This is a genomic window from Alkaliphilus hydrothermalis, assembly GCF_016908555.1.
GTDB classification, from domain to species: domain Bacteria; phylum Bacillota; class Clostridia; order Peptostreptococcales; family Natronincolaceae; genus Alkaliphilus; species Alkaliphilus hydrothermalis.
This window is the reverse complement of sequence record NZ_JAFBEE010000005.1, coordinates 79,598-92,930: the sequence shown is the minus strand read 5'-3', so window position 1 is coordinate 92,930 and position 13,333 is coordinate 79,598. Positions and strand designations below refer to the sequence as shown.

11 protein-coding genes are annotated in these 13,333 nt (G+C 38.3%); all 11 read left to right on the top strand.

Annotated features, from left to right (window positions below; translation table 11 throughout):
• The first annotated feature begins 130 nt into the window (after positions 1 to 130).
• The 11 genes from mraZ to murA all read left to right on the top strand — a co-directional run bounded on the left by mraZ (position 131) and on the right by murA (position 13,242).
• Entirely contained in the window at positions 131 to 562 is a 432-nt protein-coding gene (mraZ, locus tag JOC73_RS05460; protein WP_204400961.1) for a division/cell wall cluster transcriptional repressor MraZ, read from the top strand.
• A gap of 35 nt (positions 563 to 597) precedes the next feature.
• Positions 598 to 1,533 carry a 16S rRNA (cytosine(1402)-N(4))-methyltransferase RsmH gene (gene rsmH / locus JOC73_RS05455; protein ID WP_204400959.1) on the top strand — a complete coding sequence of 312 codons (936 nt, stop codon included), beginning with the start codon at positions 598 to 600 and terminating at the stop codon, positions 1,531 to 1,533.
• Between the two features lie 33 nt (positions 1,534 to 1,566).
• Positions 1,567 to 2,064, top strand: a complete 498-nt coding sequence (locus JOC73_RS05450) for a cell division protein FtsL (protein WP_204400957.1) — start codon at positions 1,567 to 1,569, stop codon at positions 2,062 to 2,064.
• A gap of 14 nt (positions 2,065 to 2,078) precedes the next feature.
• Positions 2,079 to 4,268: a stage V sporulation protein D gene (locus tag JOC73_RS05445; RefSeq protein WP_204400955.1), complete on the top strand. Its 2,190-nt coding sequence runs from the start codon at positions 2,079 to 2,081 to the stop codon at positions 4,266 to 4,268.
• Between the two features lie 148 nt (positions 4,269 to 4,416).
• Positions 4,417 to 5,883 carry a UDP-N-acetylmuramoyl-L-alanyl-D-glutamate--2,6-diaminopimelate ligase gene (locus JOC73_RS05440; RefSeq protein WP_330613119.1) on the top strand — a complete coding sequence of 489 codons (1,467 nt, stop codon included), beginning with the start codon at positions 4,417 to 4,419 and terminating at the stop codon, positions 5,881 to 5,883.
• Entirely contained in the window at positions 5,880 to 7,268 is a 1,389-nt protein-coding gene (locus JOC73_RS05435; RefSeq protein WP_204400951.1) for a UDP-N-acetylmuramoyl-tripeptide--D-alanyl-D-alanine ligase, read from the top strand. Before JOC73_RS05440 ends, JOC73_RS05435 begins: the two co-directional genes overlap by 4 nt.
• 4 nt (positions 7,269 to 7,272) lie before the next feature.
• A complete protein-coding gene (gene mraY / locus JOC73_RS05430) occupies positions 7,273 to 8,268 on the top strand; it encodes a phospho-N-acetylmuramoyl-pentapeptide-transferase (RefSeq protein ID WP_243427863.1) in 996 nt (331 codons plus the stop codon).
• 15 nt (positions 8,269 to 8,283) lie between these two features.
• On the top strand, positions 8,284 to 9,651 hold the full coding sequence (gene murD, locus JOC73_RS05425) for a UDP-N-acetylmuramoyl-L-alanine--D-glutamate ligase (protein WP_204400949.1): 1,368 nt from the start codon (positions 8,284 to 8,286) through the stop codon (positions 9,649 to 9,651).
• 1 nt (position 9,652) lies between these two features.
• Entirely contained in the window at positions 9,653 to 10,771 is a 1,119-nt protein-coding gene (ftsW, locus tag JOC73_RS05420) for a putative lipid II flippase FtsW (RefSeq protein WP_204400947.1), read from the top strand.
• Positions 10,772 to 10,775: 4 nt separating this feature from the next.
• Positions 10,776 to 11,873, top strand: a complete 1,098-nt coding sequence (gene murG, locus JOC73_RS05415) for an undecaprenyldiphospho-muramoylpentapeptide beta-N-acetylglucosaminyltransferase (protein ID WP_204400945.1) — start codon at positions 10,776 to 10,778, stop codon at positions 11,871 to 11,873.
• A gap of 118 nt (positions 11,874 to 11,991) precedes the next feature.
• On the top strand, positions 11,992 to 13,242 hold the full coding sequence (gene murA / locus JOC73_RS05410; protein WP_204400944.1) for a UDP-N-acetylglucosamine 1-carboxyvinyltransferase: 1,251 nt from the start codon (positions 11,992 to 11,994) through the stop codon (positions 13,240 to 13,242).
• Positions 13,243 to 13,333 lie beyond the last annotated feature (91 nt).

Here is a 13,333-nt window from a genome sequence, read left to right as displayed (position 1 = left end):
TACTAAGTTTTAAAAAAGAAATTAATATTTTTAAAAATAGGGAGGATTTTCAAAAAAGGGATAGAAATATATGAAAAGTGGTATGAAGTGGTATGAAGTGGGATAAAAACCCCTAAGGTGGGATGAAGGTATGTTTTTCGGTGAATATAATCATACAATAGATATGAAGGGTAGAGTCAGTGTACCTGCTAAATTTAGAGAGCAGTTGGGGGAATCCTTTATTCTGACAAAAGGATTAGACAACTGTCTATTCATTTACCCACAAACCGAATGGAAAATATTAGAAGAAAAACTTAAACAGCTACCTTTAACCAACAAAGATGCTAGGGCCTTTGTAAGATTCTTCTTTTCTGGAGCTACTGAATGCGAACTAGACAATCAGGGAAGAATAAGGATTCCAAACAACTTAAGAGAATATGCTCATTTAGAAAAGGAGGCTGTGATGATTGGGGTTGCCACAAGAATAGAAGTGTGGAGTCAAAATCAATGGGAAGCATACAATAGCGATGAGAATTTAAGCTATGATGAAATAGCTTCGAAAATGGCACAACTAGGAATTTAAGTGGAATTAGGACTAAAGGACGAAGGTGATGAAAAATGGATTTTAGACACGTATCGGTATTGCTGGAAGAGTCAATAGAAAATTTAAATATAAAAAGTAATGGCATTTATGTTGATGGAACCCTTGGAGGTGCAGGTCATTCCAGTGAGATTGTAAAACGATTAGGGGATGATGGATTATTGATTGGTATTGACCAAGATGAAAATGCCATCAAGGCAGCTACTGAAAAACTAAAAGAACAGTTTCACAAGGTTAAATTAGTTCGTAATAACTTTAGAAACCTTGGGGAAGTGTTACAGGGGCTAGGAATTGAAAAAATTGATGGTTTACTATTGGATTTAGGTGTGTCCTCCCACCAACTGGACGAAGCCGAGAGGGGTTTTTCCTATATGCACGATGCACCATTGGACATGAGGATGGACAATCGCAATCCATTATCGGCATTGGAAGTAGTAAATGATTATAGCGAAGGTGAGCTAGAAAGAATTATCAAGGAGTATGGAGAGGAACGATGGGCAAAAAGGATTGCCTCCTTTATTGTAAAGGAGAGGGAGAAGGAAGAAATCCGTACAACCCATCAGTTGGTGGAGGTCATCAAAAAGGCCATTCCAAAAGGTGCTAGGATAGACGGTCCCCATCCGGCAAAGCGAACTTTTCAAGCAATTAGGATAGAAGTCAATGAAGAATTAGATATTATTGAAGACACGATAAAGGATGCAGTAAAATATCTAGCTCCAGGGGGGAGAATTTGTATCATTACCTTCCACTCCCTAGAGGATCGAATTGTAAAAAATGCCTTTAAAAAGCTCCATAATCCATGTATTTGTCCACCTAAAATGCCTATCTGTCAGTGTGGGGGTAAACAAATGCTTGAAATTATCACAAGAAAGCCCATTGTATCAGATGTGGGGGAATTAGAGGACAATCCAAGGGCAAGAAGTGCAAAACTAAGGGTGGCAGAAAAGGTTTAGAAATGTTCTAAAAGACAGAAGGGGTGAATAAATTTGGAAGTAGCAAGAAAAGATTATTATCAACTCCAGGAGCCACAGGAACAGCTCCAAAGGCAACCCAAGAAACAAAAGAAAAAAGCACCTAAGAGTTACCGGTTTGAAAAGGTTATGGCTACAGCAGGAATTGTAACCATTTTGGTGTTGAGCTTATCTTTACTTCTAAGATATGCATCCATTACAGAAGCAAGACACGATGTCCATGGCCTTAGTAAGCAATTGGAGCAGTTGGAGAATCAAAGGGAAAAGCTAAAGGTAGAAATGGAGAAAGTATCAAAGTCAATGACCATTGAAGCCGCAGCAAAAGAAAGATTAAACATGCAATATCCTAGTAAAGAGCAAGTCTTCTATGTTGCTGTTGATCCAACAAAGGTGGCCCTTATGAACAATGAGATTGACAAAAAGATTAACGAAGGAGAGGTAATTGGGTTAAATACTAACCTAAACCCCCTCAAGAAAATGTTTCATAAAATAAGTGGTATGTTTAACATTTAAAGGAGGAGAAGCTTTTGTCTCAGCCTAGTATATCTAGTAAAAAGAGATTATTGTTTATTTTTGTAGTTTCCACCTTGGCAATTTTCTCACTCATTATTCGCTTAGGATGGATTCAGATTGTAGAAGGAGAATGGTACAAAGAAAAGGCAAACGCTCAACAAACGAGGGATATTCCAATCCCTGCGAAAAGGGGTATCATTTACGACAGAAATGGTAAAGAGCTTGCCATTAGTGCCAGCAACAGTACTGTATGGGCAAAACCTAAGGAAATAAAAAATGTTGAAGAAACAGCTGAAAGTTTGGCAGAGATATTAGATTTAGATGAAGAAGAACTAAAGAAGGATCTACAGAAAAGTTATGGATTAGTTAGAGTTGCTAGATGGATTGATGATGATCTTGCAAGTAAAGTACGACAGGCAAATCTTAAAGGGGTTTGGCTGGCAGAGGATAATAAAAGGCATTATCCCTTTGGTAACTTTGCATCCTTTATTTTAGGTCATACTTCTGATGATAATGAAGGGCTGGCAGGAATAGAACTGGAGTACAATAAATATCTAAAGGGTTACCCCGGAAGATGGATTAAAAATACGGATGGGGCAGGCCGACAGCTGGCATTTAGTACGGAAAGATATCATCCGCCAGAAAATGGATTGAATGTGGTACTTACAATAGATGAGGTCATACAGCATTTTACAGAAAAGGCTGTAGAAAATGCATTGGAGATTAATGATGCTACTCGTGTTAAGGCAATTGTAATGGATGTAAAGACGGGGGATATTTTAGCAATGTCAGCAAAGCCTGACTATGACCCCAATAATCCAAGAACCCCTCTAGATGAAGAATTGGCAAAAGCATTAGAGGAAATGGATAATGAAGAAAAGTTAAAAACTTGGTTTGGGATGTGGCGAAATCCAATCATAAATGACACATATGAACCAGGTTCTACCTTCAAGTTGATTACAACAGCCATAGCCCTAGAGGAGGCAGTGTCTACCCCAGAGTCAAGATATTATTCCTCAGGAACCATTAATGTTGCTGGAAGAACCATAAAGTGTTGGCGACATTACAATCCCCATGGTGATCAAAGTTTAACAGAGGCGGTACAGAACTCCTGCAACCCAGTCTTCGTAATGTTGGCAGAGAAATTTGGGGTGGGAACCTTTTACAACTACCTAGATGCCTTTGGATTTACCAGTATAACAGATATAGATTTGCCAGGAGAAACAGGTTCCATCATGTATAATGAGTCATTAGTCGGACCAGTGGAATTGGCCACTATGTCCTTTGGTCAGAGTATTTCTGTAACCCCGATGCAATTGATTACTGCGATATCTGCCATTGCAAATGATGGAAACCTTATGCAACCTAAAATTGTAAAAGAATTAGTTGATAATGATGGTAAAGTTGTTCAAAGATTTGAGAATACAATGATTCGTCAAGTAATTTCTAAGAAAACCTCAGAGGAAATGAGGGAGATAATGGAGTCGGTTGTATCGGAAGGTTCAGGAAAAGCAGCCTATATACCAGGATATAGAGTTGGTGGTAAGACAGGGACAGCACAAAAAGTAAAGGATGGAGTGTACGCCCAAGGGTTATATGTTGCCTCCTTCATCGGAATAGCGCCGGCAGATGATCCAGAACTAGCTGTATTAGTAATCGTTGATGAACCAAAGGGCTTTAGTACTTTTGGAAGTTTGACTGCTGGACCGGTAGTGAAGGAAATACTAGAAGAAAGCTTAAGGTATTTAGATATAAAACCAAAGTACACAGCAGAAGAAGAAGAGAAATTAGTTAAAGCAGATATTGTTGTGCCAGAGGTTAGACAAATGACAGTGAAGGAAGCTTCAAAAGTTTTAAATGAAAGCAAACTGCTTTACAATGTTGAGACTGAGCATGATCATGATCATGGAGACCATGAGGAAGATGATGCAATTGTTGTTGATATGTTCCCAAAACCTGGGGCATCAGTACCAGAAAATTCAATCATTCTATTGTATACGAAACATGATGAAAATGCCTCGACAGTGAAGGTTCCAGATTTGAAAGGAAAAACCATAAGAGAAGTAAATAACATACTTAGCAATTTAGGATTAAGACTTAAAATCAGTGGTAGTGGCTTAGTAGCTAAACAGCAGCCTGAAGCTGATTCAGTGGTGGAACCGGGAACTGTGATCAGTGTCGAGTTTATGACAAATTCTCAATAATTTAATACTAGTAAATGTAAGCTAAAGGTCTTATAATGTAAGGGGCAACTAAAATTAAGGTACAAAGTCTTAATTTGAAGTTGCCTTTTAAAAAGTTATTAAATGGCAATAATAGCAAATAAGGATATAGAAGGAGATGGTGGGAATCGTGAAGTTACAGGAATTGTTGGACTACATTGAAATAGACGACGTAAAGGGTGACACCAATCAAACGATTGAGGGAATTTACTACAACTCTCAAAAAGTTACTCCCAATAGCCTTTTTATCTGCATCAAAGGGTTTAAAACCGATGGACATTTGTATGTGGAGGATGCAATAAAAAGAGGAGCAGTGGCAATTCTTTGTGAAGATATAGTAGAAACTGGTAAAGCAACTATGATTAAAGTTAAAAACACAAGAAAAACAATGGCAGCTATTGCCAATAAATTCTTCGATTTTCCTAGCAAATCAATTGATTTAGTTGGAGTAACTGGAACTAATGGAAAGACGTCTGTTACATATATGATTAAGAGTATTTTAGAGAAGAGTGGAAGGAAAACTGGGCTGATTGGAACAATTGCCACCTTGGTGGATGGAGAAAAAATTGATGCTACGAGGACAACACCGGAGTCCTTAGACTTACAAAAACTGTTCAAGAAGATGAAAAATGTAGGGATAGATTCCTGTGTGATGGAGGTATCCTCCCATTCTTTGGATTTGGAAAGGGTTGAGGAGATTACTTATAAAGTTGGGGTATTTACCAACTTATCGCCAGATCATTTAGACTTCCACAAAGATTTAATGAGCTATCGGGAAGCCAAGAAGAAGCTTTTTTATAAAACAAGCTTATGCAATGTCATCAACATAGATGATGCAGATGGTAAAGTGATTGGTAAGGAAGTAAAAAAACTCGACGTTCCCCTCCTCACATATGGAATTGAGGAAGAAGCAGATTATGTTGCAAAAAATATAAAAATGAGTTTTAAAGAAGTAACCTTTGATGTGGTGGGACCAAACTTTAATGAAACAATTACCCTGGGAATACCTGTAAAATTTGCCATATATAATGCTTTAGCAGCAATCGTAAGCTGTCACGTGCTAAAGGTTCCTGCAAAAGAAATTGTGGAAGCGCTAGAGGAGTTCAAGGGAGTACCAGGACGATTTGAAATGGTAAAGGAAATTGAAAAGTTCTCGGTTATTGTTGATTATGCCCATACTCCTGATGCATTGGAAAATGTTCTAAAAGCAGCAAAAGGATTTGCAAAAGACAAGAGGGTAATCACAGTCTTCGGCTGTGGTGGAGATCGAGACCAAACTAAAAGACCAGTGATGGGGCAAATCTCTGGAGAGTTAAGTGATTTGACCATCATAACCTCCGATAATCCTAGAACAGAGGACCCTAAAAAGATTTTATTGATGGTGGAGGAAGGAATTGGCAAGACAAATGGAAAGTATGAAGTAATAGAAGATAGAAGAGAAGCCATAAAATATGCCCTTAAAGATGCTACAGAAGGGGATATTGTCATCATTGCAGGTAAAGGACATGAGAAGACTCAAGTGATTGGGCAAGAGGTCTTAGTATTTGATGATGAACAGGTTGCAATTGAAATTGCAAGGGAGGAAGGTCTAATATGAAGCAATTATCAATAGATTGGGTTACAAGTGCCTGTGGCGGAAAATTAATTCAGCAAGGCAGTAGAAATGAGATTTTTACCATTTCTACAGACTCAAGAACCAATCAAGAAGGAGCACTATTCATTCCTTTAGTTGGTGAAAATTTCGACGGACATCGATTCATTTCCCAGGCAATAGAAAAAGGAGCAATTGCAGTATTGAAGGCAAAGGATTTTGAGCTTGATTTTAGACTAGAATCGGTAAATATTATTGAAGTTGAGGATACGCTAGTAGCCCTAAAGGAAATCAGTCGCCACTACCGCCAATTATTCAATATTCCTTTTGTGGGGGTAACAGGCAGTACAGGAAAAACAACTACAAAGGATTTAATCAGTAGCGTACTTGCAGCTAAATTTAATGTCCTAAAGAATGTTGGGAACTTCAACAATCAAATAGGTCTTCCTATGACACTGTTTAATCTTGAGGCAGAACATCAAATGGGTATTCTTGAAATGGGAATGTCCTCCTTTGGAGAAATTGAAAGCCTAGTTGAGCTTGTTAGACCTAATATTGCAGTCATCACCAATATAGGAATGTCTCATATTGAGAATCTAGGAAGTAAAGAAGGAATCCTGAAGGCAAAAATGGAAATTGCTACTTATTTAAAGAAGGAAGATTACCTTCTGCTTAATGGTGACGACGAATATCTTAAGAATTTAAGAGGTCAAGAGAGCTCCTACGATAAAATATTTTTTGGTATTTCAAAGGAGAATGACTTCTATCCTAATGCTGTAGAGGACCTAGGAGAGGCTGGCTTTAAAATTGTTCTTACAATAAAGGAAGAAGCAAAAACCTTTTCTATTAAATACCCTGGATTACACAATGTGTATAATGGACTTGTTGCAATTTGGATTGGACTCCATAATGGTATGACTCCAGATGAAATACAGAAGGGTTTAGATGGCTACATACCAACCAAGATGAGACTGGAGATTGTTAATTTGCCTAAGCTAAAAGTCATCAACGATGCCTATAATGCAAGTCCAGACTCCATGAAGGCAGCCATAACTGTATTAAAGAGTATTGAAGGAAAAAGAAAAATTGCCATCTTAGGGAACATCCTAGAGATGGGAAGTTTTGCAGAGGAAGGACACCGAATAGTTGGGGAATTTGTAGCTCAAACAGGAATTGATATACTGATAACAGTTGGCACTGCAGCGAAATGGATTGCTGAAGAAGCTAAGGATATAGGAATTGGAATTAAAGAAATTTATTCAGTGGAAAATAACAATGGAGCAATAGAACTACTAGAGGGAGTAATGGAAGAGAAGGATGTCATTTTGGTAAAAGGCTCCAGGGGAATGAAAATGGAAGAAATTATTAACTATATACAAGAGAGGAGCTAGCACCATGATGCAACACAAGCAGTTGATTTATACCATTATCATAGGATTCGCAATAACATTAATATTGGGGCCCTTGGTAATCCCCTACTTAAAGAGATTAAAAGTTGGGCAGACCATTCGGGAAGAAGGCCCCCAGAGCCATTTGTCTAAAAGTGGAACGCCTACAATAGGTGGTATTATCATTATACTCTCAATACTTATAACATCTGTTACAGCAGGGGTAATGAATAGAGACTTAATAGTGGCATTACTTGCAACTGTTGCTTTTGGGATTATCGGATTTATTGATGATTTTATTAAGGTTGTATTAAAGAGGTCCCTTGGATTAAGGGCTTATCAAAAAATCATTCTTCAGATGATGGTAGCAATCATGTTGGCAATATATCAGTCTAATGTTTCCTCAGCAGGAACGAGGATATTAATTCCTTTTGTGGATGGAAGTTTCAACTTGGGTAATATTGTGATTCCTCAGTACCTTGATTTGGGAATCCTGTATATACCCTTTATTGTGTTTGTGGTAATTGCAACAGTAAATAGTGCAAACTTGACGGATGGATTAGATGGACTTGCGGCTGGTGTAACTCTTGTTATAGCTGCTTTTTTCAGTTTAATTGCCTTGAATTGGGGACAGCCAAGCCTTGCTATTTTTGCAGGTGCAGTGACAGGAGCTTGTCTTGGATTTTTAAGGTTTAACTCTTATCCAGCTCAGGTATTTATGGGGGACACAGGTTCCTTAGCATTGGGAGGAGCAATTGCCACGGTGGCGATTTTAATGAATGTCTCCTTAATCATCCCAATTGTTGGAGGAATTTATTTTGCAGAATCCTTATCTGTAATTTTACAAGTTGCTTCATATAAGCTAACAGGTAAACGTATATTTAAAATGAGTCCTCTACATCACCACTTTGAATTAAGCGGTTGGCCAGAAACTCGAGTTGTTATTGTCTTTTGGATCGTTACAGTTATTTTATGTTTAGTTGGAATTATAGCCTTGGGCTAAGAAAGAAGGTATCGTATGAAATTAAAAGATAAAGTAGTTTTTGTAATAGGCTTAGCAGTAACGGGAGTCCCTTTAGTAAAAGTACTTTCAAAGCTAGGAGCAAAAATTATCGTAAATGATTTAAAGTCTGAGGAGCAACTAGTAGACACTTTAAAGGAATTAGAAGGAATAGAGGCAAGCTATATCCTAGGAAAACACCCTGAAGATATAAAACAATTAGGTGGCATCGACTTGGTAGTGGCATCACCAGGAGTACCATTGGATATTCCTTTTATACAATACTTTAGGGATGAAAATATTGAAATCATTGGTGAGATAGAGTTGGCATACAGACTTGCTTCAGCCCAGGTAGTAGCCATTACAGGAACCAATGGAAAAACCACAACCACTGCATTGACGGGTGAAATCTTCAAGCATGGGGGAAAAAACACCTTTGTTGTTGGAAATATTGGAGTTGCCGCCATATCAAAGGCACTAGAAACAACCCCTAATGATTTTATGGTAATGGAGGTTAGCAGTTTTCAGCTGGAAAGTGTAGTGGAGTTCCATCCAAAGGTGGCGGCTCTTTTAAATCTAACGCCAGATCATCTAAATCGTCACAAGACAATGGAAAATTATTTAGAAGCAAAGTTAAATATTTTTCAAAATCAAAGCTCTGGGGACTATGCAGTTGTTAATTATGACAATCAAACAGTTAGAGATGCCAGTAATCGACTAAAGGCGAAGAAAATCTATTTCAGTAGGAAAGAAATTCTATCTGAAGGGGTTTTTGTGGAAGATGGTAATATTGTTGTCTTGCTAGATGGAAGAAAAGAGAGGGTCTTAGCAGCAAATGAAATCAAAATGCCTGGAGACCATAACCTTGAGAACGCATTAGCAGCTACAGCGATGGCTTTCCTGGTTGGAATTAATGTTGAAAGCATTGCAGAATCCCTAAGGACATTTGGAGGAGTAGAGCATAGAACTGAATATGTTGGAGAAGTAAATGGCGTGGCTTTTATTAACGATTCTAAAGGAACAAATCCTGATGCATCCATCAACGCAGTAAAGGGGATCAAAGCACCAATCATCCTTCTAGCAGGGGGGATGGATAAGGGTAATGATTACACGGAATTCATTGAAGCCTTTAATGGTAAAGTGAAAAAAATGGTGGTATATGGAGAAACAGCTGAAAAAATATATGAAACTGCTAAGGGTCTAAATTTCCACCAAGTAACAAAGGTGAAGGATTTAGAAGAAGCTGTGAAGCTAGCTTATGGAGTTGCGACAGAGGGAGATACAATTTTATTATCCCCAGCCTGCGCCAGCTGGGATATGTATAAGAATTTTGAAGAAAGAGGTAAGCACTTTAAAGAAATCGTTTCAAATATAAGGAGGGCTTAACATGGCAAAAAAGAATCCATATGATTCCACCATTATTTTATCAGTGGCAAGTTTAGTCGTAATGGGAATTATTATGGTGTTTAGCTCTAGCTTTTCCTATGCATTGGTGAATATGAATGACGGTTACTTCTTTTTAAAAAGGGTTGTAATCTGGGCACTAATAGGAACCTTTGCTATGAATTTTTGTGCTAGATTTTCCTATTGGAATTGGAAGAAGTTAGCTAATTTGATTGTACTGGTCAGTATTGCTTTACTAATTTTAGTATTAACTCCTGCCGGTACGAGAATTAATGGAGCACAGCGATGGCTTGGAGTTGGCTCTATTTCAGTAATGCCTTCGGAAATTGCTAAATTTGCAGCAATTATCTTTGTTTCCACCAGTATCACAAGGAAAAAAGAAAAGATGCAAAGTTTTGTTTATGGGGTGCTTCCCTACTTGCTATTCATCGGGCTATTTTTTGGGTTGATTTATATGCAACCTGATTTTAGTACCGCCTTTGTTGTTTCAGTAGTGATTATGTCGTTGATTTTTGTTGGAGGAATGAAATTATCCCATTTTATCGGGTTAGCCTCAGCAGGGTTTGGTGCTGTAGCCTCCATGATCGGCTATATATTCATGAGTGGAAAAGGTTATAAAGCAGCCAGGATTACGGCATTTCTTGATCCTTGGGCAGATCCAAGTAATACAGGGTTCCAAGCTGTACAGTCCCTTCTTGCCTTAGGTTCAGGTGGGTTATTTGGTAGAGGATTAGGAAGGAGTGTCCAGAAGCATTTCTATTTGCCGGAACCACAAAATGACTTTATCTTTGCCATTATTGGTGAAGAACTAGGATTTATTGGCGGAGCAACGATTCTTCTACTATTCATTGTCCTCATTTGGAGGGGAATACGGATTGCCATCAATGCGCCAGACTTATTTAGCTGTCTATTAGCCACAGGTTTTGTCTCTATGGTGGCGGTACAGGTTATTATTAATATAGCTGTTGCAACGTCCTCAATGCCTGTTACAGGGATGCCCCTACCCTTCATAAGCTTTGGGGGAAATTCCCTTGTTATTTTCATGGCCTTGTCGGGGATCTTACTAAATATATCTAGACATACCAACCTTGATAGGAGTTGAAAATATGAAGGTAGTCATCAGTGGTGGTGGTACAGGTGGTCATATCTATCCCGCGATTGCCATTGCCAATAAAATTAAAGAAGAAAATCCTAAGGCGGAAATTTTATTTATCGGAACGGAAAAGGGGCTAGAAAGTGATATTGTCCCTAAAGCTGGGTATAAAATTAAACATATTCCCGTCAGTTACTTAAAAAGAAAGATATCCCTTCATAACCTTAAGAGTGGTGGGCTTCTTTTAAAGGGGTTGATGGAGGCTCGAAGGATTTTGAAGGATTTTAAGCCAGATGTTGTTGTGGGTACTGGTGGATTTGTATGCGGACCAGTACTATTTATTGCAGCAAAACTAAAGATTAAGACCCTGATCCATGAGTCAAATGTGTTTCCAGGGCTGACTAATCGAATTTTAGCCCGATATGTTGATGTGATAGCGGTTAGTTTTGATGATGCAAAGAAATACTTTAAAGATCTTAATAAGATTATCGTTACTGGCAATCCTATCAGAGAAGATTTCTTGAAAGTCACAGAAGCAGAGGCATTGATTAAATATCCAAAGCACCCCAATAAACCTTTAATATTAGTGGTGGGGGGCAGTGGTGGCTCTGCAAAATTAAACAATGCTGTTATTCAATTACTAGAGAAACATCCTAACGACCAATTTGAATTGTTGTGGGCCACAGGGAAAAATCACTATTCAAAGGTGATGGATAGTTTACCTAAAAGCAGTTCAACAATAGAAAAGCATCGAATAGTTCCATATATTAATGATATGCCCTATGCATTAAAAGCCTGTGACCTAATTATCACCAGTGCTGGTGCAATGCTTTTATCGGAATTGACTGCAGCAGGTAAAGCCTCTATCCTAATTCCCAAGGCCCATACTGCAGAAAATCATCAAGAGTATAATGCGAGAGCTTTAGCTGATAAAGGGGCAGCGATTATGATTAAGGAAAATAACCTTACGGGGGAATCCCTGTACAATGGCATAGACAAAATTCTTCAACATTCCGATGGACTTGATAAAATGAAACTGGCCAGCAGGCAGCAGGCAAGGGTAGAGGGGAATGAAAAAATTTACGAAGCCATTGTTAAGCTATTGAGATGATAAAAATTGAGGAACACCTCCAGAGATCCTGCATAATATGTTTATATATTTGCTGTTTTTATTAGCGGGCAACTACTTTAAATATATACCATAATGAAACTCTGGAGGTGACTTAATAGTGAGTAAATATGTAATCGTTGGAGGAAATAAATTATCCGGTGAAGTTAGAGTAGGCGGGGCTAAAAATTCTGTTCTTCCAATTATGGCTGCAACTGTTTTAAATGGTAAGTTAAACGTGCTTCATGACATACCAGAACTATCGGACGTTATTGTTATGACAAAAATATTAAGGTCAATAGGGTGTAGTGTAAAAAGAGAGGGGTCATCCTTAGTAGTTGACTCTAGTGAAATGAATGGCTGTGAGATACCTGAGGATTTAGTGCGGGAAATGAGGTCCTCTATTATTTTCCTTGGTGCTGTATTAGCGAGGTATGGAAAGGTTATCATCAGTTATCCAGGTGGTTGCGAAATTGGACCTAGACCTATTGATCTTCATTTGAGATCTTTAAGGGAAATGGGGGCTAATATTACTGAAAAACATGGATTCCTATTCTGTGAAGCGAAGGAGTTACGGGGGGCTGAAATACAACTGGATTTCCCAAGTGTAGGTGCAACGGAAAATATTATGTTGGCAGCTGTTTTTGCAAAGGGAACGACGATAATACGAAACGCTGCTAGAGAACCCGAGATTATTGATCTTGCAAATTTCATTAATTCCATGGGTGGAAAAATTTCTGGTGCTGGAAGTGCTACTGTCTCCATCGAAGGGGTAACAGAGCTGGAGGAAGTAGAGCATCAAATTATCCCAGATCGTATCGTAGCTGGGACTTATCTAGCTGCTGCAGCTATTACCAGAGGAAGTATCATGTTAAATAATGTAATTCCTGAACATTTACAATCTATTTTATATAAACTAAAAGAATGTGGTTGCCATGTAGTATGTAAAAATAATACAATAAGATTAGATGCACCTGATAAATTGATTGCAATTGATTCAATTAAGACATTACCTTATCCAGGATACCCCACCGATATGCAATCCCAAATGATGGCTCTAATGACTGTCAGCGATGGAATTAGCGTGTTTATAGAAACTATTTTTGAGAATCGATTTAAACATTCGGAGGAACTGATGAGGATGGGGGCAAATATCAAGGTGGATGGTAGAGTTGCCATCGTTAAAGGTGTTAATAAATTGACAGGAGCCACTGTTAATGCTAAAGACCTACGGGGTGGAGCAGCTCTAATACTTGCAGCATTGGCGGCAGAGGGAAAAACAGTCGTTGAAAAGGGGCATCATATAGAACGGGGTTATGATTACTTAGATGAAGTTCTGAGATCTGTTGGAGCTGATATTCAACGAATTTAGCTCCATAGATTACCAACGATGATTTTGTGGGATAGCAGTCTTAGACTGCTATTCATTTTGGAGAAACTGTGGACAAGTGATGAAGGTAGGG

Bases quoted from the DNA above. Each gene is read 5' to 3' on its own strand.
- mraZ (WP_204400961.1), top strand. From the start codon at position 131: ATGTTTTTCGGTGAATATAATCATACAATAGATATGAAGGGTAGAGTC.
- rsmH (WP_204400959.1), top strand. From the start codon at position 598: ATGGATTTTAGACACGTATCGGTATTGCTGGAAGAGTCAATAGAAAAT.
- JOC73_RS05435 (WP_204400951.1), top strand. From the start codon at position 5,880: ATGAAGCAATTATCAATAGATTGGGTTACAAGTGCCTGTGGCGGAAAA.
- mraY (WP_243427863.1), top strand. From the start codon at position 7,273: ATGATGCAACACAAGCAGTTGATTTATACCATTATCATAGGATTCGCA.
- murD (WP_204400949.1), top strand. From the start codon at position 8,284: ATGAAATTAAAAGATAAAGTAGTTTTTGTAATAGGCTTAGCAGTAACG.
- ftsW (WP_204400947.1), top strand. From the start codon at position 9,653: ATGGCAAAAAAGAATCCATATGATTCCACCATTATTTTATCAGTGGCA.
- murG (WP_204400945.1), top strand. From the start codon at position 10,776: ATGAAGGTAGTCATCAGTGGTGGTGGTACAGGTGGTCATATCTATCCC.